A 23,749-nucleotide genomic window follows, 5' to 3' on the forward strand; every position below is an offset into this window, starting at 1 on the left:
ATCCTGCGATCAGCCGTTGGCGAGTCCGAACAGCTTGGTGCGCGCCTTGCCGCCGCGCAGCAGCACAAGGTCGCGGGGCGGGCGGCCGAGTGCCGCGGCGAGCAGCTCGCGCACCACTGCATTCGCCGCGCCGTCGGCGGGCGGCGCCGTGACGCGCAGGTGCACGACGTCGCCGACGATCCGTACCTCGTCGCGCGCCGCGCCGGGCGTCACGCGCACCTCGATCCGCCCGGTCGCGGCGGCGCGTGCGCGCAGCGCGTCGGTCAGCGCGGGGTCGGGGCGATATTTCAGATCGTGACTACCAGCTTGCCGACCGCGCTGCGGTCTCCCAGCTTGGCGATCGCCTTGCCGCCGTCGGCGAGCGCGAAGCTCTCGGTGACGCGCGGCCTGATCTTGCCCTGTTCCCACAGCTGGAACAGCCGCGCGATATTGGCGCGGTTGCGTGCCGGCTCGCGCGCGACGAAGGCGCCCCAGAAGACGCCCGCGACGTCGCAGCTCTTGAGCAGGGTCAGGTTGAGCGGCAGGCGCGGGATGCCCGCGGGGAAGCCGACGACCAGATAGCGACCCTCCCACGCGATCGAGCGCAGCGCGGGCTCGGCATAATCACCGCCGACCGCGTCGTAGATGACGTTCGCGCCCTCAGGCCCGACGGCTTCCTTGAACCGGCCCGCGAGCGCCTTCGACGCGTCCTTGTCGAACGGCTGATAGCCATAGACGACGACCTCGTCGGCGCCGGCCTGGCGGGCGATCTCCGCCTTGGCTTCGCTCGACACGCCCGCGACCACGCGCGCACCGAACGCCTTGCCCAGCTCGACCGCGGCGATGCCGACACCGCCCGACGCGCCGAGTACGAGCAGCGTGTCGCCCTCCTCGATGTGGCCACGATCGACGAGCGCGTGGATGCTGGTGCCATAGGTCATCAGCAAGGCGGCACCTTCGGCGAAGTCGTGCCCCTCGGGCAGGTGATAGACATTGTGCACCGAAACCGCGACCGCTTCGGACATTCCGCCGTTGCCGCACCCCGCGATCACACGGTCGCCGACCTTGAACTGCGTGACACCTTCGCCAACTTCCGCAACCAGCCCCGCCACCTCGCCGCCGGGGGCGAAGGGGCGTTCGGGGCGGAACTGATATTTATCCTCGATGATCAGCACGTCGGGGAAGTTGACCGCGCAGGCCTTCACGTCGATCACGATCTGCCCTTTGCCCGCCGTGGGGCGCGGCAATTCGCCAAGCGTCAGCGTTTCGGGGCCGCCGGTGGCGGTCGACAAGAGAGCCTTCATCATCTTCTCCTCACAGGGTTGTCATAGCGAAGGTTGCAGCCAGGGCCGGTCCTGCGCCAGTTTCGTCTCATAATTGCCGATCGCGGCGTCGCTCTTTTCGGTGATCGAAATCTCGTCAAGCCCCTCGAGCAGGCACATCTTGCGGAACGGGTCGATCTCGAAAGCGAAGCGGTCCTGGAACCGGGTCGTTACCGTCTGGCTGTCCAGATCGACATGGATGGGGTCGGTCTCCGCCACCTCCATCAGCCGATCGACGGCCGCCTGCGGCAGGACGACCGGCAATATGCCGTTCTTGACCGCATTTCCGGAAAATATATCCGAATAGCTCGGCGCGATCACGACACGGATGCCGAGGTCGCCGAGCGCCCAGGCGGCATGCTCGCGGCTCGACCCGCAGCCGAAATTGTCGCCCGCGATCAGGATTGGTGCCCCCTTGTTCTCGGGTCGGTCGAACAGGTTGTCCGGATCGGCGCGCAGGCTCTCGAACGCCCCTCTGCCCATCCCTTCGCGGCTGACGGTTTTCAGCCAGTGCGCGGGAATGATGACGTCGGTGTCGACATTCTTCAGGCCCAGCGGGATCGCGCGACCTTCGACTTTTTCCAGCGGGGTCATCCCATCAACTCCCGCACGTCGGTCAGCCTGCCCGTCACCGCCGCCGCGGCCGCCATTGCGGGGCTGACGAGGTGGGTGCGGCTGCCGGGTCCCTGGCGACCAACGAAATTGCGGTTGCTCGTTGAGGCGCAGCGTTCGCCCGCCGGCACCTTGTCGGGGTTCATTGCGAGGCATGCAGAGCAGCCGGGTTCGCGCCATTCGATCCCGGCCTCGATGAAGATGCGGTCGAGCCCCTCGGCTTCGGCCTGGGCTTTGACCAGCCCCGATCCGGGAACGACGATCGCCCATTTGACACCCGGCGCCTTCTTGCGGCCCTTGATGACCGCGGCGGCGGCGCGCATGTCCTCGATGCGGCTGTTGGTGCAGCTGCCGATGAAGATATTCTCGATTGCGACATCCTGCATGCGCGTGCCGGGCTCAAGCCCCATATAGGCGAGGCTCTTGGCGGCGGCGGTCTGCTTCGACGGGTCGGCGAAGCTCGCCGGGTCGGGAACGACGCCCGTGATCGGCACGACATCCTCGGGACTGGTGCCCCACGTCACGCTCGGCGCGATGTCGGCGGCGTCGATCACGACGACCTTGTCATAGGTCGCGCCCGGATCGGTGGCGAGGCTCTTCCAATAATCCACCGCCGCATCCCAGTCGGCACCCTTCGGTGCATAAGGACGGCCCTTCAGATAGTCGAAGGTCACCTCGTCGGGCGCGATCAGGCCGGCGCGCGCACCGCCCTCGATCGCCATATTGCTGATCGTCAACCGGCCCTCGATCGACAGCGCGCGGATCGCGCTGCCGGTATATTCGATCACATGGCCGGTGCCGCCCGCGGCGCCGATCGTGCCGGTGATGTGGAGAATGATGTCCTTCGCGCTGACCCCGGGGCCAACCTTCCCCTCGACGCGCACTTCCATCGTCTTTGCGGGCTGGAGGAGCAACGTCTGGGTCGCGAGCACATGCTCGACCTCGCTCGTCCCGATGCCGAAGGCGAGCGCGCCGATGCCGCCGTGGCACGCGGTGTGGCTGTCGCCGCACACGATCGTCGTGCCGGGCAGCGAAAAGCCGAGTTCGGGACCGACGACGTGGACGATCCCCTGCTCGGGCGCGGTCGCGTCGATGTAGCGGATACCGAAATCGGGGGCGTTCTTTTCGAGCGCGGCGAGCTGTGCCGCGCTTTCGGGGTCGGCGATCGGCAGCCTGTTGCCCGCCGTATCCTTGCGCGCCGTCGTCGGCAGATTGTGATCGGGCACTGCCAGCGTCAGGTCGGGGCGGCGCACCGTGCGCCCGGCGGCGCGAAGTCCGGCAAAGGCCTGCGGACTGGTGACTTCATGGACGAGGTGGCGGTCGATGAAAATCAGGCAGGTACCGTCGGGGCGCCGTTCGACGACGTGCGCGTCCCAGATTTTTTCATAGAGGGTGCGGGGTCGGGTCATGCCGCTCACTTAAGCCGATGCGACAACTTTGCAAGCGAGTGGCGATCCAAAACGCAATTTTCGGTCGTGGCGATGCGAACATCCGGCGGTCGTCATACCGGACTTGATCCGGGATCCAGCCATCGGCCGCGACAATGGACGCCGGATCAAGTCCGGCATAGGAGGGAGGAGAACTGGTCACCGGTTCGCAACCGGCGTATGACGATTCCATGTCCGCGCTCGCCATTGTCATGCTCGTGATCGCCACCGTCTTCGCGATGGAGGGCGTCGCATGGGCGAGTCACAAATATATCATGCACGGTTTCGGATGGGCGTGGCACCGCGATCATCACGAACCGCACGACAAGATGCTGGAGAAGAATGACCTGTTCGGCCTCGTCGGCGCGGCGATGAGCATTTCGATGTTTGCGGCGGGCAGCCCGATGATCATGGGACCCGGTGCGTGGGAACCGGGAACGTGGATCGGGCTCGGTATCCTTTTCTACGGCATCATCTACACGCTCGTCCACGACGGACTGGTCCACCAACGCTACTTCAAATGGGTGCCGCGGCGCGGCTATGCGAAGCGGCTGGTGCAGGCACACAAGCTCCACCATGCGACGATCGGCAAGGAGGGCGGGGTAAGCTTCGGCTTTGTGTTCGCGCGCGACCCTGCAAAGCTCAAGTCCGAGCTGAAGGCGCAGCGCGAAGCGGGTATCGCGGTAGTGCGCGAGGCGCTCGCGGATTAGGCGATCCGGTAATCCGCGGTAATCACCCCCGCTGCGGCGAGCTCGGCCTCGTGGCTTTCCTCGCGCCAGTCCTCGGCAAGCGCCTGGCGTTCCCATTCTTTCATCGCAGGGTGGGCGAGCATATGGTCGACCCACACCTGTCCGGCACCGACGTCGAGGCCATAGGTGCGAATGCGAAACGCGACGGGCGCGAAGAAGGCGTCGGCGGCGCCAAAATCCGCCCCGGCAAGCCACGGCCCGCCGAAGCGCGACGATCCTTGCTCGAAGAGTTCACGAATGCGCGCAACATTGGCCGCAAGGGCGGCCGACATCGGCTTGGGCGTCACGCGCACGCCGACATTCATCGTGCAATCGTTGCGGAGCGCTGCAAAGCCGCTGTGCATTTCGCACACCGCGCATTGCGCCCAGGCGCGCGCGTCGGGACCCGCCGGCCAGACACCCTCGTGCCGGTCGGCGAGATAGAGCGCGATGCCGAGCGAATCATGGATTGTGCGGCCGTCGTGCAACAGCGCCGGGACCTGTCCGGTCGGCGAAAAGCTGCGGAAATCGTCATAATTTACCGGCTTGGTGAAGGGCTCGATGCGATCGGCGAATGCGATGCCGAGCCCCTTCATCAGCACCCACGGGCGCAGCGACCAGCTTGAGTAATTGCGGTTGGCGGTGATCAGTTCGTACATGGCTCGATGTCCGGTTGGCGGCGACAGACGGGGCGGCGCATGGGGGCTTATCCGATCCGTTCGGGTGCCGCGGCAATCGTCTGGTTGCCGTGGGCTGGAGGTAGGTCGCCCAGATCGAGCCAGGGCGAATCCTTGCGCTTGTAGTAACTGTCGATCACCGCGAACGGGATACGGAACGGCCGTCCCCAGTCGCTGTTCCACAGCGCCACCACGCCGGTCCGCGTCGCCGGATCGAAGATCATCGTCGAGCGATAGCCCGACACGCCGCCCGAGTGGCCCTCCAGACGATGACCGTCATAGGTAAAGCTGCGCCAGCCAAGGCCATAGCCGGCGTCCTTGTTGGCCTGGCGTAGCGCGCCGCCATAGACGCGCGCGGTCTTGACGCGCGGACGATGGGCGATCTGCAAGGCGCGTTCGGGCAATACATCGGGGCGTTTTCCCATCATCGCCTGCATCCATGTGGCGAAGTCGACGATGTCGCTTTCGACGCCAGCGGCGGCCGGAACGCGCCAATAGGCCTCCTTTAACGGATGCGAATCCCACAGGGCGTGCGGCCGCGCCCAGTCGCGTGCGCCGGTCAGGCCCTGTTTTCCATAGTGCGCGCTTATCATGCCGAGCGGTCGGAAGAGCCTGTCTTCGACGGCGTTGGCAAAGGGCTTCTTTGCGACCTGCGACAGGATCTCGCTGGCGGTATCGAAGGCGATATTCTGATAGGTGTGACAGGTGCCCGGCTCGCATTGCAGCGGCGCCGAAGCAAGGCTGGCGCGCAGGAGGGCCGGGCTTTGGCCCGCCTCCAGCTTTTCGTCATAGGCGTTTTTGGTCAGCCCCGTGCGCTGCGCCAGCAACTGCCCGACGGTGACCCGCGTTTCGGCACCGCCTGGCAAGCGAAGCGAGGTGTGCCAGTCGGCGATCGGGCGGTCGAGATTCAAGGCGCCATCGTTGGCCAGGGCGGCCGCAAGCGCCCCCGTAGCCGTCTTGGATGCAGAGGCCCAACGAAACAGCGTGTGCGGCGTGACCGGCGCCCCGCTCGCGCGATCCGCAACGCCATAGGTCCGGACGAAACGCAGGTCGCCGTCTTCGACCACGGCCACTGCCAGGCCTGCCATTTCGGAGCGCTGCGACAGCGCCGTCAATTGCCGGTCGAGCATGCGATAGTCGATTCGGCCGTGCCATTCTCCAGGCGTATCGGGCAGGTTTTCGGTCGCCCGCAGCGGGATGGGAACGCTCGCCAGCGGCTGGCTTTCGCCGGATGCACCCAAACCGAACCAGCCGGCGAATCCCAGCGCGACGACGGCGACGAGTCCAAGCAGAACCCGCCGCGCGAATGTGTGATTAGATGGCGACCTCATATTCAGCGGTCGTCTTAGCCGCGACTTCGTCGGTCGTCACCCCCGGAGCGAGTTCGATCAGGCGGAACGGGCTGTCGTGATCGGCGCGCTTGAATACCGCAAGGTCGGTGATGATCATGTCGACGACATTCTTGCCCGTCAGCGGCAGGGTACAGGCGGGGATGAATTTCGGATCGCCGTTCTTCGACACATGCTCCATCACGACGATGATCTTCTTGACCCCGGCGACGAGGTCCATCGCGCCGCCCATGCCCTTGATCATCTTGCCGGGGATCATCCAGTTGGCGATGTCGCCACCCTCGCTGACTTCCATCGCGCCGAGCACCGTCAGGTCGATGTGCCCGCCGCGAATCATCGCGAAGCTGTCGGCCGACGAAAAGAAAACCGATTGGGGCAGTTCGCTGATCGTCTGCTTGCCGGCGTTGATCAGGTCGGGGTCCTCGTCGCCTTCGAGCGGGAAGGGGCCGATGCCGAGCATGCCGTTTTCGCTCTGCAGCGTCACGTCCATCCCGTCGGGAATGTGGTTGGCGACCAGCGTCGGAATGCCGATGCCAAGATTGACGTAAAAACCGTCCTGCAGCTCCCTTGCGGCGCGAGCCGCCATGTCGTCGCGGCTCCAGCCTTTGGTGTCGTCGGCCATTATTTCGGCTCCCATTTCGTGTCGGAGGGGAAAAGATCGTCCCAGCCCAGGCGGTCCCACGGACCGTAGACGGGATTGGGAAAGAGGAACCAGCCCTTGTCCCACAGCGCGGTCGCGGCGGGGCCGGTCGCGAGGGCGATGCGAGCGGCGGGCGGCAAGGCCTTGTCGTTGAACTGCTGGCTGAAATCGCCAAGCTGATCGCCGGCCATGGCGATCACGCACCAGCGCGCGGCGATCGTGGCGCGGCGGCCATCCTTGCTCGATCCGTCGGCATCGTCGCCGGCAAGGAACAAGGTTTCGCCATGCTTGAATTCGCCGAGCCCCGCGGCGCGCAGCGTCGCTTCGGTGCCCGCGGCGTTGGCTGCGCGGCGGTTGGTGTTCGCGATCACGGTGATGCCGGCAGCGCGCAGCGCGTTCACCATCGCGATCGTCCCGGGCATCGCCTTCGCAGCGCCAGCGCCGGTCTGTTCCCAGCTATCCCAGATTTTCGGATCGAAGCCGATACCGCGTTCGGCCATGTAGCGCGTCGCGCCCAGATTCCAGATCAGCGTTTCGTCCGCGTCGAACACCGCCGCGAAGGGCTTGTCGCCGCACGGCTCGAATCGCGGAGCGTCGAGCGTCGCGCCGAGCGCCAGGACGACGCTGTCCCGTGGCCGCTCCTTGATCCGCCGGGCCGCATAGTCGGCAATGCGCGCGTTGGTCGTCCGCATTGCCACGGCGGCTTCGGCCGAGCCATAAAGATATTGCAGCGCCGTTGTCGGTTTTGCGGCTTCGGCCGGCGGGGGCGGCGGTGCGACCGGCGCGGGTGCGGTGGACGCGCATCCCGTGAGCAGCAGCCCCAGCGACAAGGCTATCGCGCGCATGTCAGGCGGCCTCGCGCGGGCGGACGGTGCGGAATTCGATTTTCTTGTCGTATGGCGCGCCGACGATCATGCGCTTCACATAGATGCCGGGCAGGTGGATGCAGTCGGGATCGAGGCTGCCGGTCGGCACGATTTCCTCGACCTCGGCGACGCAGATCTTCGCTGCGGTCGCCATCGGCAGGTTGAAGTTGCGCGCGGTCTTGCGAAAGACGAGGTTTCCGGCTTCGTCGGCTTTCCACCCCTTGATGATCGCAAGGTCGGCAAAGATGCCGCGCTCGAGGATATAATCCTGCCCGTCGAAGGTCTTGACCTCCTTGCCCTCGGCGATCGCGGTACCAACGCCGGTCTTGGTATAAAAACCAGGGATGCCTGCCCCGCCGGCGCGGCAGCGTTCGGCAAGCGTGCCTTGCGGACAGAATTCAACCTCAAGCTCACCGGCAAGATATTGGCGTTCGAACTCCTTGTTCTCTCCGACGTAAGAGCTGATCATCTTCTTCACCTGGCGCGTACGGAGCAGCTTGCCGAGGCCCTCGCCGTCGATCCCGGCGTTGTTGCTCGCAATTGTCAGCTCCTTCGTCCCGGCGTCGCGGATCGCATCGATCAACCGCTCCGGAATGCCGCAAAGGCCGAAACCGCCGGCGCAGATGTGCATGCCGTCGAACAAAAGCCCGTCGAGGGCGGCGGCTGCGTCGGAATATTGCTTGTTCGCCATGAATCGGGCTCCTTTGCTGGCGGGCGCGACTGTGGCGCATCCAAATCATCAATTCTAATCATAGTGATTTTAGATTATTCATAAATGATGTCGATCAATCGAATTTCCCTTTATCATCTCGAAACATTGCTCTGGATCGATCGGCTCGGAACCTTCTCGGCCGCTGCCGAACGGCTGAACACGACGCAGCCGGCCGTATCGGCGCGGATGCGCGAGCTTGAACAGCGGCTCGGTTCGACCCTGTTCCGCCGCGACGGAAGGGGGATGGCGCTGACCCCCGCTGGGCGCAAGCTGGTGCGCGACTGCGCGCCGCTCCTGCGCGAGATGGAACAGGCTTTGCTCGGCAGCGGGGGCTTTGGCGAAGCGAGCGGCGTCGTGCGGATCGGCGCCGGCGAGATCGCCGCGGCAAGCTGCCTGCCACCTTTCATCGCGGCCTTGAAGGCCGAAATGCCGAACGTCGGGCTGGAAATAGAGATCGACCTGACCGCTAACCTGATCCAGCAACTCCTGACCGGGCGAACGGACCTGGCCTTTGCCGCCGGACCGGTCGCGCACCCGTCGCTGAAAACCAGCCCGATCGGACGGGTCGCGCTGCTGTGGCTCGCAAGCCCTGCGGTCGCTGCGGATTTTGGCGACGGGGGAGAGGTTGCGTTGCCAGTATGGTCGCTTGCGAGTCCTTCGCCGATCCATGGCCGAATGCGCGATGCGATCGACGCTTCGCGTATCGCCCCCAAGTCGCTCAATCTGTGCAACAATGCCCGGATGATGATCGACATTGCGCGGGCCGGCGGAGGGGTCGGCATCTTCCCGGAACCGATGGTGCGCGCGGAAATCGCCGCCGGCTCGCTCGTCGACCTGACCGGCATGCCGCCGCTCGATCCCGTCGCGTTTCACGTCGCGATGCGCGTCGCGGATACCGAACCGGTGCTGACGCGGATATTCGATCAGGCCGCGGCGCTGCGTATCGACGAACCCCATGTTGATGCCGATCAATGAACCGCACCGCCCCTTCGTGCATTCGATATACGAATGGGATGGCGAAGGAGATTGATCATGCGCTCGATACTGGTTCACGCCGACAATGACGCCGCGTTCGAGGGACGGTTGCAGGCGTCGCTCGATCTCGCACGACGTTTCGAGGGGCATGCGACGCTGCTGATCGCGACGCCGCTGCAACAGTTTGTCAGCTTCGATCCGTTCGGGGGCACCTATTTCGCGGCAGAGGCGCTCGCGGCGGCACAGGCCGACGATCTGGCGCTCGAAAGCAAAGTGTCCGAGCGGCTGGCGGGCGAGGATGTGCCGTGGGACGTCACACAGGCCGATGGCGATATTGCGGGCGCGCTCGCCGCCGCCGCGACCTTCGCCGATCTGGCGGTGGTCAGCCTGCCGCCGGCGCATGGCGAAGCGCGAGGCGGCCCGCCGCCCCTGCTCGCCGGCGATCTGGCGCTCAGCGCCGCGACCCCGGTTCTGGCCCTGCCGCGCGCGGTCAAGGCGCTCGACCTGGATGCGCCGGTCATGGTGGCATGGAACGGCAGCGCCGAAGCCGCGCACGCCTTGCGCGCGGCGATCCCTTTGATGGCGGGTCGCGCGGTAACGCTCGTCACCGTCGGGGCCGACGATGGCGGCTTTCCCGCGACCGACGCGCTGCGCTATCTGTCGCGCCACGATATCCATGCCGAGCTCAAGACGGTCGAGCGCGGCGGCGATACGGTCGAGGAACGGCTTGAAAAGGAAGCGCTCGGTATGGGCGCCGGCCTGATCGTGATGGGCGCGTTCGGTCGCAGCCGGCTGCGCGAGACGATCTTCGGCGGAGTGACGCAATATCTGTTGACGAGCAGCCGCGTGCCGTTGCTGCTGGCGCATTGAGGCGCGGCCATCCTTAACCCAGCAAGCCCGTGTGCTCCCGCGAAGGCGGGAGTCCATCGGCCGACGGCCCTGTCTTGCACTGGTCGGAGATGGATCCCTGCCTTTGCGGGGATACGCCGCTTTTTCATCGACGAGGATGCGCCTGTCTAAGGCAGCGTCAATCCCAGCACCGCCGACAGGTCGGCAAGCGCCTGTTCGCCGCTTGTGACCTTGATGGTGTGCATACCGAGCATCGCCGCCGGCTTGCAGTTTATGCCAAGGTCGTCGAGATAGACGCAATCAGACGCGTCGACGTCCAGCACTTCGCACATCATCTGATAGATGCGCGGGTCGGGCTTGCGAACGCCGACCTTGCTCGATTCGATGACATGATCGAAGCGCGCCATGATCGCGGCGATTTCCGCCGCGGCGCCTTCGCTGCGCGCCATGCCCGCCCCTTTGCCCGACGGGACGTTGTTGGTGATGCAGCCGATCGTGACATCGCCGGCCTTCAGCGTGTCGAGCGCCGCGACCATCGCAGGGCGCACCGCGCCCGCGAGCACGGCCAGCACCGCTTCGCCCTCGAGCTCATGTCCCAGCGCGCGCGCCTCTTCGGCAAAGGCACGGTCGAAGGTTGCGGCGTCGATCTCCGCGCGTTCGAACTTCGCCCAGGCATTGTCGTCGGGGTCGGCGGCGTTGACCCGGCGCACGAAATCGCGCGGCAGTCCGCGTTCCTCTTCCAGGCGATTGAACGCCTCGAAGGGCGAGGCGGTGATGACGCCGCCGAAGTCGAAGATGACGGTCGAATAGGTCATGGAGGTTCCCATGCCCCGCCCGTGCGCCCTCGATCAAGCGAATAAGCTCGAGGTCAGCCGACCGCCGCATCGAAGAGCGACCCGATCGCGATCGTCGCGCCCATCGCCATCGCCCCCCAAAAGCTGACGCGTACGACGGCTCGTCCGATCGGAGCGTTGCCCGCCCACGCGCCGAGCGCGCCCAAAGCGGCGAGGAAGGCGAGGGACGCACCCGAGACGACCCAGGGCAAGGATGATCCGGAAACGACGAGCACGGCCGCAAGCGGCAAGGCGGCGCCGACCGAAAAGCTCGCGGCAGAGGCCGCAGCCGCCTGGATCGGGCGCGCGCGCATCGCGTGGGTCAGCCCCAGTTCGTCGCGCAAGTGGCTGTCGAGCGCATTATGCGCGGTGAGCTGTTCGGCGACTTCGATCGCAAGCCGGCGATCGAGGCCGCGCGCCTGATAGATTTGCGTCAATTCTTCGAGCTCATAGTCGGGATCGGTCGCGAGCTCGTATTTTTCCATCGCGATATCGGCGCGTTCGGCGTCGCGCTGGGAACTGACCGAGACATATTCGCCCGCCGCCATCGACATCGCGCCTGCGACGAGCCCGGCCACGCCGGTCAGCAGGATCGCGTGCGGCGCCGTGCCCGCGGCCGCGACCCCCGCGATCAGGCTGGCCGTCGACACGATTCCGTCGTTGGCGCCCAGGATCGCGGCGCGCAGCCAGCCGACCCGGTCGACCACGTGCGATTCGCGGTGCGCGGGGTTCGCCTGCATGGTCAGTATCGCAGCGCGAGGCCGGGCCGCGCCCAGCGTGTCTTCACCAGTCGCCCGCTGCCCGACAGGGTCAGATAGGCATCGCGCATGTCGGCGCCGCCGAAGGCGATGTTGGTGGTGAAGATATCGTCGGTCGCAACGAATTCGACCAGCTCGCCCTCGGGCGAGACCACGCTGATCCCGCATTCGCCGATCGTCGCGACGCAGATGTTGCCGTTCGCCTCCATCGCCAGGCTGTCGAAGAATTTATAACCCGCCGGACGATAGAGCGGGATGCCCGGGCCGCCCGGCCCCGCCGCGTCGTCGACCTTGCCGGGCGCGACGATGTTGAACTTCATCAGGCGGCAGGTGTAGGTCTCGGCGGCGTAGAGCGATTTGCCGTCGGGCGACAGGCCGACGCCGTTCGGGTTGTTCGACGGGAAAATCACTTCCTCTATGAAGCTGCCGTCGGCCTTTGCATAGAAGATGCCGACGATGTCGTGGCAGCGCTTTGCATAATCGACCTTGCCATGATCGGTGAACCAGAAGCCGCCGTGCGCGTCGAACATGATGTCGTTGGGGCCGCGCAGGGTCACGCCGTGATCGCCCGACTTGTAGAGGGTCTCGACCGCGCCGGTTTCGATGTCGATGCGCTCGATCCGGCCGCCCGAATAGTCGTTCGCGATCCCGTGCGGCGCCAGATAGCCGCCCGATTCGACATATTCGAAGCCGCCGTTGTTGCAGCAATAAAGCTTGCCGTCGGGGCCGATCGCCAGGCCGTTGGGACCGCCGCCGGGGGTCGCGATCACCTGTTTCTTCCCACCAGGCCAGCAGCGCGTGATGCGCCCTTCGGCGATCTCGACCACGATGACGCTGCCGTCGTCCATGACGACCGGCGCCTCGGGGAAGCGCAGTCCGTCGGCGATCAACTCGAATTCGGCCATCCTTGTCTCCCTTGCTCTCGTCTTGCTGCTGTGCTTTGCCGCGCATCATGCCCGTTCGCACGCTCTTCGCCACCCATTTTTACGAGTCCGACATTGGCTCGCCCGATTTGCTGGAGGACCTCGAACAGAGCTGTTGCCTGCTTGCCGAAGAGGATGGCGCGGGGCGCGGATGGAGCCGCGCGCACGGTTACAAGGGTTATACGAGCTATGCGAGCCTCGACGACCTGCCGCAGCGCGACCCTGCGTTCGCCGATCTGAAGCGGTTGCTCGACAAGGAGGTGAGGGCGTTCGCAAAAGCGTGCCATTTCGACCTCGCGAAGCCGTTGCGGCTCGACAGCCTGTGGGTCAATGTCCTGAAACCCGGCGGCGCGCACAGCGGGCATATCCATCCGCACAGCGTCGTGTCGGGCACCTTCTATGTCACCGTACCCAAGGGATCGGGTGCGCTTAAGCTCGAAGATCCTCGCCTGCCGATGCTGATGGCGGCGCCGGGGCGGACCGAGGACGCACCCGAGCATCTGCATCCCTTCCTCTATGCCGAGCCGGCGCCGGGGCGCGTCTTCCTGTGGGAAAGCTGGCTGCGACACGAGGTGATGGTGAGTGCCGCGAAGAGCGAGCGGATCAGCATCAGCTTCAATTACAGCTGAGGCGTCCTACATGGACGCGATAGTTTCCTTCGATACCAAATAGGAGCCCCCCATGACCGCGACCACCGCCGACTATAACGCCGACCTGCAACTTTTCATCGCGGGCGCATGGCGGAGCGGCGAGGGACGCGATGTCGCGCCGGTCTATAATCCCGCGACGGGCGCGCCGATCGCCGAGCTGCCGGTGGCGAGCGCGGCCGATCTCGACGAGGCGCTGGCCGCCGCCGACAAGGCATGGCCGCTGTGGCGCGCCAAGACCCCCGACGAGCGCGCGGCGCTGATGCACAAGGCGGCAGGGATCATCCGCGAACGGATCGAGCCGATCGCCACGCTGCTGACGCTCGAACAGGGCAAGCCGATCGCCGAAGCGCGCGGCGAGGTTGCCTCGGCGGCGGGGCTGCTCGCCTATTTCGCCGAAGAGGGCAAGCGCATCGAAGGCCGCGTGCTCCAGCGCCCGGCGGGGCAGCGGACGATGGTGCTCAAACAGCCGGTCGGCCCGGCGGCGGGTTTCAGCCCGTGGAACTTCCCGGTCAATCTGATGGTCAAGAAGATCGCCCCCGCGCTCGCCGCGGGCTGCGTCGTCATCGCCAAGGCGCCCGAGGAGACGCCGGGCTGCACCAGCGCGATCATGCGCTGCCTCGACGAGGCGGGGATTCCGACCGGCGTTGCGCAGCTCGTCTATGGCGTACCCGATATGATCAGTCGGCATTTGCTGGCGAGCCCGATCATCCGCAAGGTCAGCTTCACCGGCTCGACCGCGGTCGGCAAGCATTTGATGCGGCTGGCCGCCGACGGCGTAAAGCGGATCACGATGGAACTCGGCGGCCACGCTCCGGTGCTGGTCTTCGACGATTGCGATCTCGAAGCGACGCTCGACCGTGTCGTCATGCAGAAATTCCGCAATGCGGGGCAGGTGTGCATCTCGCCGACGCGCTTCTATGTGCAGGAGGGCATTTACGACGCCTTCGTCAAAGGCTTCGCCGAACGCACGGCCAAGGTGAAGATCGGCAGCGGGCTCGACGCCGACACCCAGATGGGCCCGCTCGCGAACAAGCGCCGCGCCCCTGCGCTCGAGGCGATGATCGCCGATGCGAAGGCGAAGGGCGCGCGCGTCGTTGCTGGCGGCGAAGCGACGGGCGAGGGCTATTTCTTTCAGCCGACCGCGCTCGCCGACGTGCCGCTCGACGCCGATGCGATGGTCAATGAGCCGTTCGGGCCGATGGCGCTGATGCGGCCGTTCGGAAGCGAAGAGGAGGCGCTCGAGCAGGCGAACCGCCTGCCCTATGGCCTCGCCGCCTTCGCCTTCACCGAGAACGGCCGCCGCATCAATCGCATCGTCGACGGGATCGAGAGCGGCATGGTCGGGGTGAACAGCTTCGTCATCTCGACCCCCGACACGCCGTTCGGCGGGATCAAGGAATCGGGATTCGGCAGCGAGAGCGGGCCGGAAGGGCTGGACAGCTATCTCGTCACCAAGGCGGTGCATATTTATTGATAGCCGAGTTGGGGGGTGCGACGAACGGCCGCTTCGGGGTGGGAAGCGGCCATTGCCAACTTTTGTCATCCCCGCGAAAGCGGGGATCCAGGGTTGCGCAACTCCGCCCTGGGTTCCCGCTTTCGCGGGAATGACAAAGTGGGCATACCCAATGACCTACGGCCAACTTCAGTCGTTGCCGGCCATCACCCGATGTCGCCGATCAATCGCGCTCCAACCAGACGAAATCGCGCCCCATTGGCGTCAGGTGCGCGCCGCCGTCGACGAAGATCGTCTGCCCCGTCACCGCCTCGGCGCGCGCGAGCCAGGCTACCGCATCGGCTATCTCCGCCGGGGCCGGCAGCGCGCCGAGCGGCATGCGCGCGGCAATCCGGTCGATCTGGGCCTGGCTGTAATCCTCGGTCGCGATGGTGAGCCCCGGCGCGACCGCATTGACCCGCGCGGCGCCGCCAAAGGCGACCGCCAGCGTCGCGGTCGCCTGCCACAGCGCCGATTTCGACAGGCTGTAGGCGATCTGGTCGGGCACCGGATGCGCGACGCGCTGATCGACGATGTTGACGATCGCGGGCCGCTGGCCCTCGCCGGCGTGCGCGACGAGCGCCTTTGCCAGCATCACCGGCGCATGATGGTTGAGCTGCATCATCGCCGCGAGGTCGGGCTGGCTCAGGTCCTGCCAGTCCCCTTCGGCGAACAGCGCCGCATTGTTGACGAGCAGGTCGGGCGCGCGGCCGAAGGCTGCGATCACGTGCGGCACCAGCGCATCGACTTCGGCCGCGACCGACAGGTCGGCGGTGAAGTGGCGGTTCTCGGCGCCCGTCTCGGCGAGGGCGTCGACGAGCACCGCATCGGGATCGGCGACGCTGTGCTTGTGCAGCGCCAGCGCATAGCCTTCGCGCGCGAGCCGGGCGGCGATCGCGGCGCCGACGCGGTGCAGGCCGCCGGTGACGAGCGCCAGTCTTTGCGTCATTTTCGCGCTCGCCGCATCGTGATGCCGATCTGTTCGCCCTCCTCGGCGATCGCGAGCTTGACGATCTTCACCTCGACTTCCTCGACCTTTTCGTCCTGCAGGAACAACGTGTCGATGATATGGTCGGCGACGCTTTCGATCAGCACGAAATGAACGTCCTTGGGGATGCCCTCGGTCGCCGCGAATTTCAGGTTCATATAGTTTTTCGACGCGCTGAGCGGCGTCGTCGGCTCGTAATGCGCCGCCATCTTCAGCCGCGCCCGCACCGATATGCGCAGCGGCTGCGGCAGATGGGTTTCTTCGGAATAGATGCCGGTCAGCACCTGGACGGTCAGCCCGTCCACCTCGAGCCACAATTGATCGGTCACAAGAAAATCCTGCACACGGGCGCCATTATCCGGCTTTCAAATAGGGCGCCCTAACCCTAAAGCGCCGCCGCATTAGCGAAAGGGTGCGCGTTGGTCGAGTTACTTCCCTTGTCGGATATCGAGCCGCAGGCGGTCGAGGATTTGCTCGACGCGGCATTTGGCGCCGACCGCTTCGGGCGGACCGCCTATCGCATCCGTGCAGGCATGACCGAAATTCCGGCGCTCAGCCTTGCGCTGCGCGAAGACGGCGCACTCGCGGGCACGATCCAGTGCTGGCCGGTGATGCACCGCGCGCCGGGCGGCACCGCGACGCCGCTGGTGATGGTCGGACCGGTCGCGGTGCGCCCCGACCTCCAGCGCGGCGGGCACGGGCGCGCGCTGATGGCGCATATGCTGGAGGCCGCGGAAACGGCGGCCGACGGCGCATTGATGATGATCGGCGATCCCGAATATTACGGCCGCTTCTTTGGCTTTTCCGCCGAAGCAACGGCGGCCTGGGATTTGCCGGGGCCGTTCGAGAGGCGCCGCTTGCTTGCGCGGGCCGTAAATGGGCACATCCTGCCCGCAAGGGCGGGGACGATCGGGCCGCGCTGACGACGCGCCTGTTGCCATTGCCGTCCTCGGTTGTGGCGGACCGGTTCCGCGCCGTCGTTCCAAAGTTCAGTAAAGGTCAGCCTTGTGCGGCCGCCGCTGGCTCGCGTTCGCATGCGCAAACCGTGATCGCTTTTATCCACCTGTCGAAAGAGCCGGGACGGACGCTGGCACAGCCGAACAATGTAGGACAGCGTTTTTTTGCGAAATCGGCTTTGGGGTGGGGAGCGGACTGTCCCCTATTCGTCATCCCGGACTTGATCCGGGATCCATAGCAGCGCCGAAGTCATGGACCCCGGATCAAGTCCGGGGTGACGAGAAGAGGAAGGGCCGCATTCAGTCGCATGCGGTCAGTCCGATCACATCGACAGCGATCGTCCCGTTCGTTGTCGGCAGCCCGTGCGCCGCCGGGCTGTCGCAAAAATGCCTGTCCCGCATTTTTCGGGACGCAAGGCGCCGAGACCCCGAATCGCGAGGGATGTCGCGCAGTTTTCCAAGGATGTTCGCGGGGAGGCTTCGCGTCGCTTGCGCCGGCTCTCTTTACTTGATCGCCCACCTTCCTATGTCGGTGTGATGGCCGGTTCCCTCCCCTCGCTTCCGAAGGCATTTTCGCAGCTTTCGCTCGCCGATACGATCGAGCGTCTCAAGGCGCACAAATTGCCGCCCGTCGAGAGCTGGCATCCCGAGCGCGAAGGCGACAGCGCGATGGAAATCCGCGCCGACGGCAGCTGGTATCACGAGGGCGGACGCATCGACCGCCCCGCAATGGTGCGGCTCTTCTCGACCATCCTGCGCCGCGAGAGCGACGGTCGTCATGTGCTCGTCACCCCCGCGGAAAAGCTGGGCATCGTCGTCGAGGATACGCCTTTCCGCGCGGTCGAGATGAAGAGCGAGGGCGAAGGCCCGGCCCGCACGCTCGCCTTCCGGCTCGACACCGACGATCTCGTCGTCGCGGGTCCCGAGCATCCCCTGACGTTCGGGGCCGATCCCGACCGCCCCGATCCGCGGCTGCATGTCCGGGGCACGATCGGCAACGGGCTCGAGGCGCGCATCGACCGCGCGCTCTATTACGAGCTGGTCGAGATGGCGCTCGCCGATGGCGAAACGCCGCCCGCGGTCTGGTCGAACGGCGCACGCTTTCCGCTGGTGGACGGCTGATGCTTTCGGCCAGGCTGCGCGGCGCGCTGGACAATCTGCTTCCCGATGCTGGCGAAGACGAAACCTATCTTGTCGCGGGCAAGCCGACGCTGCGCGACGCCGCGGTCCTGATCGCCTTCACCGACCGCCCGGATCCGGGGGTCATCCTGACCCAGCGCCCGCAATGGCTGCGTGCGCACGCCGGGCAGGTCGCCTTTCCAGGCGGCAAGGTCGATCCGGGCGATCGCGACGTCGTCGATGCCGCGCTGCGCGAGGCCGAAGAGGAGATCGGGCTCGACCGCCGCGACGTCGATATCGCCGGGACCACCGCCCCCTATCGCTCGGGCAGCGGCTATCACATCACCCCCGTGCTCGGCGTGATCCCGCCCGACCTGCCGCTCGATCCCAATCCCGACGAAGTCGAGGAATGGTTCGAAGTTCCGCTCGACATCCTGTTCGACCCCGACAATTACGCGCGGCAAGAGGCCTATTGGCAGGGGCAGGCGCGACATTATTACGACCTGCACTGGCAAGGGCGACGGATCTGGGGCGTGACGGCGGGCATCATCATCAATCTGGCGCGGCGCATGCCGGCGGGATGGCACCGGTGACGCGGCTGCCCGATTCCGCGTGGCGCACGCGTCCGGGCCTGCGACGCATCGTTCGGGCCCTCGAAGCGGACGGCGGGGCGGTCAAGGTGGTCGGCGGCGCAGTGCGCGACACGCTGCTTGGCTTGCCCGTGACCGACGTCGATCTCGCGACCCCGCTGCGACCCGACGAAGTGACCCGGCGGCTGGAGGCCGCGGATATCAAGGTCATTCCGACCGGTATCGCGCACGGGACGGTGACCGCGATCGCCAGCGGCGACGCGCACGAAATCACGACGCTGCGCCGCGACGTCGCGACCGATGGGCGGCGCGCGACGATCGCCTTTTCGAACGAATGGCGCGAGGACGCGGCGCGGCGCGACTTTACGATCAACGCGCTCTATGCCGAGCCGGCGAGCGGCGACGTCGACGACTGGTTCGACGGCCTAGCGGACCTCCAGGCCGGCCGGGTGCGCTTCATTGGCGATGCCGCGACGCGAATCGCCGAGGACCATCTGCGTATCCTGCGTTTCTATCGGTTCGCGGCGCGCTTCGGCACGGCGGGGCTCGATACGGCGAGCCATGCCGCCGCGGTTGCGGCGCGCTCTTCGCTGCGCAGCCTGTCGCGCGAGCGGGTGGCCGACGAACTGCTCAAGATATTGTCGCTCCCCGATCCGCGCGCGATCGTCGGCCAGATGGCGGCGGACGGCATCTTCGCCGAGATCGTTCCCGAATTCGATCCCGGATTTGCGGCGCGCCTTGACCGGCTGGTGGCATCCGAGGCGCGGACGGAGGCGGCGCCCGCCCCGCTCCGGCGCATGGCGGCGCTCCTTCCCGCCGACGCGGCCATCGCCGAGCAGGTGGCCAGCCGGCTGCGCCTTTCGACGCGTCAGCGCAAATATCTGGGGGTACTGGCCGCGCATCGCGAGGACGTCGAACGGCCAATTCGCCAGCTCGCCTATGTAGTCGGCGGCGATGCGGCGCGCGACATCCATCTGCTGGGCGGCGAGTATCCGGAACAGGTGCGCGAGCTCGACGGCTGGGCCATTCCCCGGCTGCCGCTGAAGGGCGGCGATATCGTCGCGCGCGGGGTGGCCGCGGGTCCGGATGTCGCGAGGTTGCTGCGCGCCGTCGAGGCCGCCTGGGTTGCCGAGGATTTTCCCGATGCCGCGCGGGTCCGCGACCTGCTCGATCAGAAAATGGGGCGATCGAGCGACTGACGCCAATAGTCGAAGGCCCGGTCCGCGCCCATCGGGTGCGCAAAAAGATATCCTTGCCCGAAATCGCAGCCGAGCGCCGAGAGCAGGCGCGCCTGGTCGGCGGTTTCGACCCCTTCGGCCGTCGTTTTCATCCCTAGCACTTCGGCCAGGCTCTGGATCGTGCGGACGATCGCCGCCTTGTCGCGGTCCTCGACCATGTGATCGACGAAGCTGCGATCGATCTTGAGCACGTCGATCGGCAGGCGTTGCAGATAGGCGAGGTTCGAATAGCCGGTCCCGAAGTCGTCCATCGCCACCCGCGTGTCGAGCGCCTTGAGCTCGCTGAGCACCGACAGGGCAAGATGCGGATCGCCGATGATCGCGCTTTCGGTCAGTTCGATCATCAGCCGCTCGCCGCCGATCCGATTGCGTTCGAGCGCGTCACGGACCACCGCGGCGACGTCGTCGCGCACGAGCTGGATCGTCGAGACGTTGACCGAGAAATAGCAGTCGACGGGCGTGTCGCCATTGGCGCGGTCCCAATCGGCGATGACCTGGGCCGCCTTGCCGATCACCCACTGGCCGAGCGGCACGATAAGTCCCGAATCCTCCGCGATCGGAATGAATTCGGTCGGAGAGATCGAGCGGCCCTCGCCATTGTCCCATCGCGCCAGCGCCTCGAACCCGGCGACCTTGCCGGTCGCAAGCTCGATCAAGGGCTGAAAGGCGAGGCTCAGCCGGTCCTCTTCGATCGCGTTGCGCAAGGCGGTTTCAAGGCCGAAGCGATTGTCCGACAGCATGGCGGCTTCGGGTTCGTAGATTTCGATGCGGTCGGTCTGCTTGGCGCGTTTGAGCGCGATCTGCGCGTGGCGGATCTGGTCGGCGACGTCGCCGTCGACAGCCGGCTGGATCGCGCAGCCGAGCGCGCAATCGACGCTGACCTTCAGGTCGCCGATCCGAAACGGATGGTCGAAGCAGCCGCGGATGCGGCGCGCCATTTCGCGGACATCGGCACGCCCGCCGGCGACGCGCGACGAGATGGCGAATTCGTCGCCGCCGGTGCGCGCCAATATGTCGCCGCTGCGCAGGCTCGATTTCAGGCGCCGCGCGACAGTGATGATCAGTTCGTCGCCGGCGAGCGGGCCGATATGTTCGTTTATGCGGCTGAAGCGCGCGAGGTCGAGCAGCAGGATCGCATGGTCGGCCGGCTCTTCGGAGCGCGTGCGATGCTCGACCAATTCTTCGAAGCCGGCCCGGTTGGGGAGCCCGGTCAGGCTGTCCGACACGAGTTCGCGGCGCAGGTTGCGCTCGGTCATCATTTCCTGCGTGCGGTCGATCAAGGTCAACAGGAAGAGCGATTCATCGCCATATTCGCCCGATAGCGGGCCGATCGAACCGCGCAGGTCGCGCGCCGCCGGACCTTCGCCCAGGCGGCAGGAAAATTCCTGCGGATCGTCGCCGCATTGCGCCGCGCGCTCGATCGCCCGGCGCAGCTCGAGCGGCGCCTTGGTCCCGGTCGGGGTCAACCCGAGGCGGTCGAAGGCGGCGTTACTCGCATGCAGGGTGAAATTGCCGCGCGCAAGCGGCCGGATAAGCGCGGCTGGCACCGGCAGGGCGTCGATCCAGCCGACGAAAAGCAAGGGCCGGTCTTCGCCGGTTCTATCGATAGGCATAACAGCGGGTTTTATGCGACCTTTCCCCATTGGCCCTTGGCTAGGTTACCGGGGGTAAAGAAGCTATTTACGGCAACAGGAAAATCGGATCAGTTGAAACGATTGTTGCGCGGGAAACCGGTTGGCGGCATGCGGCCCGCCGCGCCGCGCGCGACGCGCCACGGGGCGAGGTCGGTCTCGGTGCGCGTGCGTCCGCTGTCGCCGCCCATCGTCCAGCTCAATCCGTCGGCGAAGGCGAAGGTCGTCGCATCGGACAGGCCGCCGTCGCGATAGCGTTGCAGCATCACACCCTGCCCGCGCGCCATGACCGGCACCTCGGCAAGCGGGAAGACGACGAGCTTGCGGTTTTCGCCGACGGCGGCGACGCTGTCGTCCTTTGGGCCGACGACCCGCACGACCGCCAGCCGCGCCTTGGGTTTCAGGTTCACGACGTTGCGGCCCTTGCGCGTCTCCGCCGTTACTTCGCCCATCTGGACGACGAAGCCGTGCCCGCTTGTCGAAGCCAGGAGCAGACGCCCGTCGGCCTGCGCCGGGATCATCGCGACGATGCGGGCGTCGGGATCGATATCGACCATCAGCCGCAGCGGCTCCCCGAATCCCCGACCGCCGGGCAGCTTGTCGGCGCCGACCGTATAGAAGCGCCCGTCGCTCGCCGCGACGAGCAGCTTGTCGGTCGTTTGCGCATGCGCGGCGAAGGCGAGGTCGTCGCCTTCCTTGAACTTGAAGTCGCCCCACTGATCCTCGGCAACATGCCCGCGCTGCGCACGAATCCAGCCGCGCTTCGACAGGATGACCGTTACGGGCTCCTTTTCTATCATCGCGTCGAGCGGAATGTCCCGGGTCGGAGCGGCTTCGGCGATCGTCGTGCGGCGCGCACCCAGGTCGGTGTCGGGACCATAGACGGCGCGCAGAGCGGCCAGGTCGCGCTTCAATCGGGTCCGCTGCCGCGCGGGGCTCTCGATGAGCCTGGCCAGCTCTTCGCGCTCGGCGGCGAGGTCGGCCTGTTCGCGCTTCAGTTCCATTTCCTCGAGCTTGCGCAGCGACCGGAGGCGCATGTTCAGGATCGCCTCGGCCTGGCGGTCGGTCAATTCGAACTCCGCGATCATCACCGCCTTGGGTTCATCCTCGGTACGGATGATCTCGATGATCCGGTCGAGGTTGAGGAAGGCGATCAGATAGCCTGCGACGAGTTCGAGCCGGTCGTCGATCTTGCCGATGCGGTGCTCGGCGCGGCGGACCAGGACGACGATCTGGTGCTGTAGCCATTCGGTGAGCAGCTGGTGCAGTCCCATGACCTTCGGCGTTCGCGTCGCGTCGAGAACGTTGAGGTTAAGCGCGAAGCGGCTTTCGAGTTCGGTCAGCCGGAACAGGCTTTCCTTCAGGATATCGGGATCGACGTTCCGGCTCTTGGGGACCAGCACGATGCGGATATCTTCGGCGCTTTCGTCGCGAACGTCGTCGAGGATCGGCAGCTTCTTGTCGGCGATGAGCTGGGCGATCTGTTCGATCAGCTTGCTCTTGGCGACGCCGTAGGGGATCTCGCTGATTACCAGCTGCCAGGTGCCGCCGGCGAGCCTTTCGACGCCGCTGTCTTCCCAGCCGCCGTCCTCGCGCTTTCCGGTCGAAAAGCGTCCGCGCACGCGAAAACCCCCGCGGCCGGTCTCATAGGCCTGCGCTATCGCGTCCGGGCTGTCGACGATAATGCCGCCGGTCGGGAAATCCGGTCCCTTAACATGCTCGAGCAATTGCGCGAGTTCAGCCCGGGGATTCTCGATCAGCAACAGGGCCGCGTCGATGACTTCCGACGCGTTGTGCGGCGGGATGTTTGTCGCCATGCCCACCGCGATCCCGCTCGCGCCATTGGCGAGCAGATTCGGGAAGAGGCCGGGCATGATTTCGGGCTCTTCGTCCTCGCCGTTATAGGTCGGACGAAAATCGACGGTGCCCTCGTCGAGGCCCTGCATCAGGTCGATCGCGACACGCGTCAGCCGGGCCTCGGTGTAACGATAGGCTGCGGCGTTATCGCCGTCGATGTTGCCGAAATTGCCCTGGCCGTCGACGAGCGGATAGCGCAGCGAGAAATCCTGCGCGAGGCGGACCATCGCGTCATAGACCGCGGTGTCGCCGTGCGGATGGAACTTGCCGATCACGTCGCCGACGACGCGCGCCGACTTCTTGTAGCCTTGGCTCGGGTCGAGCCGCATCGCGCGCATCGCCCAGAGCAGGCGGCGGTGGACGGGCTTCAACCCGTCGCGAAGGTCGGGAAGCGAACGGGCTGTGATCGTCGACAGCGCGTAGACGAGATAACGCTCCGACAGGGCGCTGTCGAAGCGAGTGTCTATGCTGTCGCCCTTGGGATCGGAAGCCGCCGGAGAAGGGAAATCGTCGTCGTTGGTCGCCATTGTCAGCGGCCGATAGCAAGGCGCGCGTCACATGGCAAAGGGACTGTGGGC

Annotated in this window: 25 protein-coding genes; 9 read left to right on the plus strand and 16 right to left on the minus strand. The window is 66.1% G+C overall.

What is annotated here, in order from left to right:
- Positions 1-9: 9 nt before the first annotated feature.
- The 4 genes from AC58D2_RS14655 to leuC form a co-directional block, all read right to left on the minus strand.
- Positions 10-219: a DUF167 domain-containing protein gene (locus AC58D2_RS14655; protein WP_497391599.1), complete on the minus strand. Its 210-nt coding sequence runs from the start codon at positions 217-219 to the stop codon at positions 10-12.
- A gap of 68 nt (positions 220-287) precedes the next feature.
- Positions 288-1,283, minus strand: coding sequence for an NADPH:quinone oxidoreductase family protein (locus AC58D2_RS14660; RefSeq protein ID WP_497391601.1), 996 nt, complete (start codon positions 1,281-1,283; stop codon positions 288-290).
- Between the two features lie 21 nt (positions 1,284-1,304).
- Positions 1,305-1,895 carry a 3-isopropylmalate dehydratase small subunit gene (gene leuD, locus AC58D2_RS14665; protein WP_497391603.1) on the minus strand — a complete coding sequence of 197 codons (591 nt, stop codon included), beginning with the start codon at positions 1,893-1,895 and terminating at the stop codon, positions 1,305-1,307.
- The gene (gene leuC, locus AC58D2_RS14670; RefSeq protein ID WP_497391605.1) at positions 1,892-3,322 is read right to left on the minus strand and encodes a 3-isopropylmalate dehydratase large subunit; all 1,431 of its coding nucleotides are present in this window, start codon (positions 3,320-3,322) and stop codon (positions 1,892-1,894) included. Before leuC ends, leuD begins: the two co-directional genes overlap by 4 nt.
- 209 nt (positions 3,323-3,531) lie before the next feature.
- Between leuC and AC58D2_RS14675 the strand changes: the two genes are divergently transcribed.
- The gene (locus AC58D2_RS14675; protein WP_497391607.1) at positions 3,532-4,050 is read left to right on the plus strand and encodes a sterol desaturase family protein; all 519 of its coding nucleotides are present in this window, start codon (positions 3,532-3,534) and stop codon (positions 4,048-4,050) included.
- On the opposite strand, the gene AC58D2_RS14680 is transcribed toward AC58D2_RS14675, so the two are convergent.
- The 5 genes from AC58D2_RS14680 to AC58D2_RS14700 are packed head-to-tail and all read right to left on the minus strand — an operon-like array spanning position 4,047 to position 8,291.
- Entirely contained in the window at positions 4,047-4,727 is a 681-nt protein-coding gene (locus AC58D2_RS14680) for a glutathione S-transferase (RefSeq protein WP_497391609.1), read from the minus strand. The two genes, AC58D2_RS14675 and AC58D2_RS14680, sit on opposite strands and share 4 nt — an antisense overlap.
- Positions 4,728-4,774: 47 nt before the next feature.
- The gene (locus tag AC58D2_RS14685; RefSeq protein WP_497391611.1) at positions 4,775-6,076 is read right to left on the minus strand and encodes a serine hydrolase domain-containing protein; all 1,302 of its coding nucleotides are present in this window, start codon (positions 6,074-6,076) and stop codon (positions 4,775-4,777) included.
- On the minus strand, positions 6,060-6,716 hold the full coding sequence (locus AC58D2_RS14690) for a 3-oxoacid CoA-transferase subunit B (RefSeq protein ID WP_497391613.1): 657 nt from the start codon (positions 6,714-6,716) through the stop codon (positions 6,060-6,062). Before AC58D2_RS14690 ends, AC58D2_RS14685 begins: the two co-directional genes overlap by 17 nt.
- Positions 6,716-7,579, minus strand: coding sequence for an HAD family acid phosphatase (locus AC58D2_RS14695; RefSeq protein WP_497391615.1), 864 nt, complete (start codon positions 7,577-7,579; stop codon positions 6,716-6,718). The genes AC58D2_RS14690 and AC58D2_RS14695 overlap by 1 nt, the downstream gene beginning before the upstream one ends.
- Position 7,580: 1 nt before the next feature.
- The gene (locus AC58D2_RS14700; protein ID WP_497391617.1) at positions 7,581-8,291 is read right to left on the minus strand and encodes a CoA transferase subunit A; all 711 of its coding nucleotides are present in this window, start codon (positions 8,289-8,291) and stop codon (positions 7,581-7,583) included.
- Between the two features lie 87 nt (positions 8,292-8,378).
- Between AC58D2_RS14700 and AC58D2_RS14705 the strand changes: the two genes are divergently transcribed.
- Together AC58D2_RS14705 and AC58D2_RS14710 are read left to right on the plus strand one after the other, a co-directional pair.
- Positions 8,379-9,287 (plus strand): LysR family transcriptional regulator, encoded by a 909-nt coding sequence (locus AC58D2_RS14705; protein ID WP_497391785.1) that lies wholly within the window; start codon positions 8,379-8,381, stop codon positions 9,285-9,287.
- A gap of 57 nt (positions 9,288-9,344) precedes the next feature.
- Positions 9,345-10,157, plus strand: coding sequence for a universal stress protein (locus AC58D2_RS14710; protein ID WP_497391619.1), 813 nt, complete (start codon positions 9,345-9,347; stop codon positions 10,155-10,157).
- A gap of 146 nt (positions 10,158-10,303) precedes the next feature.
- On the opposite strand, the gene AC58D2_RS14715 is transcribed toward AC58D2_RS14710, so the two are convergent.
- The 3 genes from AC58D2_RS14715 to AC58D2_RS14725 are packed head-to-tail and all read right to left on the minus strand — an operon-like array spanning position 10,304 to position 12,632.
- Positions 10,304-10,951 (minus strand): HAD-IA family hydrolase, encoded by a 648-nt coding sequence (locus AC58D2_RS14715; protein WP_497391621.1) that lies wholly within the window; start codon positions 10,949-10,951, stop codon positions 10,304-10,306.
- A gap of 53 nt (positions 10,952-11,004) precedes the next feature.
- Positions 11,005-11,709, minus strand: coding sequence for a VIT1/CCC1 transporter family protein (locus tag AC58D2_RS14720; RefSeq protein WP_497391623.1), 705 nt, complete (start codon positions 11,707-11,709; stop codon positions 11,005-11,007).
- 2 nt (positions 11,710-11,711) lie between these two features.
- Positions 11,712-12,632 carry an SMP-30/gluconolactonase/LRE family protein gene (locus AC58D2_RS14725; protein WP_497391625.1) on the minus strand — a complete coding sequence of 307 codons (921 nt, stop codon included), beginning with the start codon at positions 12,630-12,632 and terminating at the stop codon, positions 11,712-11,714.
- A 47-nt stretch (positions 12,633-12,679) separates the two neighbouring features.
- On the opposite strand from AC58D2_RS14725, the gene AC58D2_RS14730 reads away from it, so the two are divergent.
- Both AC58D2_RS14730 and AC58D2_RS14735 read left to right on the plus strand, forming a co-directional pair.
- Positions 12,680-13,279 carry a TIGR02466 family protein gene (locus tag AC58D2_RS14730; protein ID WP_497391627.1) on the plus strand — a complete coding sequence of 200 codons (600 nt, stop codon included), beginning with the start codon at positions 12,680-12,682 and terminating at the stop codon, positions 13,277-13,279.
- Positions 13,280-13,331: 52 nt separating this feature from the next.
- Positions 13,332-14,774, plus strand: coding sequence for an NAD-dependent succinate-semialdehyde dehydrogenase (locus AC58D2_RS14735; protein ID WP_497391629.1), 1,443 nt, complete (start codon positions 13,332-13,334; stop codon positions 14,772-14,774).
- A 202-nt stretch (positions 14,775-14,976) separates the two neighbouring features.
- Here AC58D2_RS14735 and AC58D2_RS14740 read toward each other — a convergent pair whose 3' ends face one another.
- Together AC58D2_RS14740 and AC58D2_RS14745 are read right to left on the minus strand one after the other, a co-directional pair.
- Positions 14,977-15,741 (minus strand): SDR family oxidoreductase, encoded by a 765-nt coding sequence (locus AC58D2_RS14740; protein ID WP_497391631.1) that lies wholly within the window; start codon positions 15,739-15,741, stop codon positions 14,977-14,979.
- Positions 15,738-16,109, minus strand: a complete 372-nt coding sequence (locus AC58D2_RS14745; RefSeq protein ID WP_497391633.1) for a dihydroneopterin aldolase — start codon at positions 16,107-16,109, stop codon at positions 15,738-15,740. The genes AC58D2_RS14740 and AC58D2_RS14745 overlap by 4 nt, the downstream gene beginning before the upstream one ends.
- 90 nt (positions 16,110-16,199) lie before the next feature.
- Here AC58D2_RS14745 and AC58D2_RS14750 point away from each other — a divergent pair, with 90 nt between their 5' ends.
- The 4 genes from AC58D2_RS14750 to AC58D2_RS14765 all read left to right on the plus strand — a co-directional run bounded on the left by AC58D2_RS14750 (position 16,200) and on the right by AC58D2_RS14765 (position 19,644).
- Complete coding sequence (locus AC58D2_RS14750; protein ID WP_497391635.1) at positions 16,200-16,703, plus strand: GNAT family N-acetyltransferase; 504 nt, start codon at positions 16,200-16,202, stop codon at positions 16,701-16,703.
- Positions 16,704-17,273: 570 nt separating this feature from the next.
- Entirely contained in the window at positions 17,274-17,858 is a 585-nt protein-coding gene (locus AC58D2_RS14755) for a DUF1285 domain-containing protein (protein ID WP_497391637.1), read from the plus strand.
- A complete protein-coding gene (locus tag AC58D2_RS14760; protein ID WP_497391639.1) occupies positions 17,858-18,448 on the plus strand; it encodes a CoA pyrophosphatase in 591 nt (196 codons plus the stop codon). Before AC58D2_RS14755 ends, AC58D2_RS14760 begins: the two co-directional genes overlap by 1 nt.
- On the plus strand, positions 18,436-19,644 hold the full coding sequence (locus AC58D2_RS14765) for a CCA tRNA nucleotidyltransferase (protein ID WP_497391641.1): 1,209 nt from the start codon (positions 18,436-18,438) through the stop codon (positions 19,642-19,644). Before AC58D2_RS14760 ends, AC58D2_RS14765 begins: the two co-directional genes overlap by 13 nt.
- On the opposite strand, the gene AC58D2_RS14770 is transcribed toward AC58D2_RS14765, so the two are convergent.
- Positions 19,617-21,296, minus strand: coding sequence for a putative bifunctional diguanylate cyclase/phosphodiesterase (locus AC58D2_RS14770; protein WP_497391643.1), 1,680 nt, complete (start codon positions 21,294-21,296; stop codon positions 19,617-19,619). The genes AC58D2_RS14765 and AC58D2_RS14770 overlap by 28 nt on opposite strands.
- Before the next feature lie 89 nt (positions 21,297-21,385).
- The gene (parC, locus tag AC58D2_RS14775; protein ID WP_497391645.1) at positions 21,386-23,698 is read right to left on the minus strand and encodes a DNA topoisomerase IV subunit A; all 2,313 of its coding nucleotides are present in this window, start codon (positions 23,696-23,698) and stop codon (positions 21,386-21,388) included.
- Positions 23,699-23,749: the final 51 nt, after the last annotated feature.

It is taken from the genome of Sphingopyxis sp. CR5, assembly GCF_059693785.1.

Coding starts and splice junctions, on each gene's coding strand:
- AC58D2_RS14660 (WP_497391601.1), bottom strand. CDS start 1,283: ATGAAGGCTCTCTTGTCGACCGCCACCGGCGGCCCCGAAACGCTGACG.
- leuD (WP_497391603.1), bottom strand. CDS start 1,895: ATGACCCCGCTGGAAAAAGTCGAAGGTCGCGCGATCCCGCTGGGCCTG.
- leuC (WP_497391605.1), bottom strand. CDS start 3,322: ATGACCCGACCCCGCACCCTCTATGAAAAAATCTGGGACGCGCACGTC.
- AC58D2_RS14675 (WP_497391607.1), top strand. CDS start 3,532: ATGTCCGCGCTCGCCATTGTCATGCTCGTGATCGCCACCGTCTTCGCG.
- AC58D2_RS14680 (WP_497391609.1), bottom strand. CDS start 4,727: ATGTACGAACTGATCACCGCCAACCGCAATTACTCAAGCTGGTCGCTG.
- AC58D2_RS14685 (WP_497391611.1), bottom strand. CDS start 6,076: ATGAGGTCGCCATCTAATCACACATTCGCGCGGCGGGTTCTGCTTGGA.
- AC58D2_RS14690 (WP_497391613.1), bottom strand. CDS start 6,716: ATGGCCGACGACACCAAAGGCTGGAGCCGCGACGACATGGCGGCTCGC.
- AC58D2_RS14695 (WP_497391615.1), bottom strand. CDS start 7,579: ATGCGCGCGATAGCCTTGTCGCTGGGGCTGCTGCTCACGGGATGCGCG.
- AC58D2_RS14700 (WP_497391617.1), bottom strand. CDS start 8,291: ATGGCGAACAAGCAATATTCCGACGCAGCCGCCGCCCTCGACGGGCTT.
- AC58D2_RS14705 (WP_497391785.1), top strand. CDS start 8,379: ATGTCGATCAATCGAATTTCCCTTTATCATCTCGAAACATTGCTCTGG.
- AC58D2_RS14710 (WP_497391619.1), top strand. CDS start 9,345: ATGCGCTCGATACTGGTTCACGCCGACAATGACGCCGCGTTCGAGGGA.
- AC58D2_RS14715 (WP_497391621.1), bottom strand. CDS start 10,951: ATGACCTATTCGACCGTCATCTTCGACTTCGGCGGCGTCATCACCGCC.
- AC58D2_RS14720 (WP_497391623.1), bottom strand. CDS start 11,709: ATGCAGGCGAACCCCGCGCACCGCGAATCGCACGTGGTCGACCGGGTC.
- AC58D2_RS14725 (WP_497391625.1), bottom strand. CDS start 12,632: ATGGCCGAATTCGAGTTGATCGCCGACGGACTGCGCTTCCCCGAGGCG.
- AC58D2_RS14730 (WP_497391627.1), top strand. CDS start 12,680: ATGCCCGTTCGCACGCTCTTCGCCACCCATTTTTACGAGTCCGACATT.
- AC58D2_RS14735 (WP_497391629.1), top strand. CDS start 13,332: ATGACCGCGACCACCGCCGACTATAACGCCGACCTGCAACTTTTCATC.
- AC58D2_RS14740 (WP_497391631.1), bottom strand. CDS start 15,741: ATGACGCAAAGACTGGCGCTCGTCACCGGCGGCCTGCACCGCGTCGGC.
- AC58D2_RS14755 (WP_497391637.1), top strand. CDS start 17,274: ATGGCCGGTTCCCTCCCCTCGCTTCCGAAGGCATTTTCGCAGCTTTCG.
- AC58D2_RS14760 (WP_497391639.1), top strand. CDS start 17,858: ATGCTTTCGGCCAGGCTGCGCGGCGCGCTGGACAATCTGCTTCCCGAT.
- AC58D2_RS14765 (WP_497391641.1), top strand. CDS start 18,436: ATGGCACCGGTGACGCGGCTGCCCGATTCCGCGTGGCGCACGCGTCCG.
- AC58D2_RS14770 (WP_497391643.1), bottom strand. CDS start 21,296: ATGCCTATCGATAGAACCGGCGAAGACCGGCCCTTGCTTTTCGTCGGC.
- parC (WP_497391645.1), bottom strand. CDS start 23,698: ATGGCGACCAACGACGACGATTTCCCTTCTCCGGCGGCTTCCGATCCC.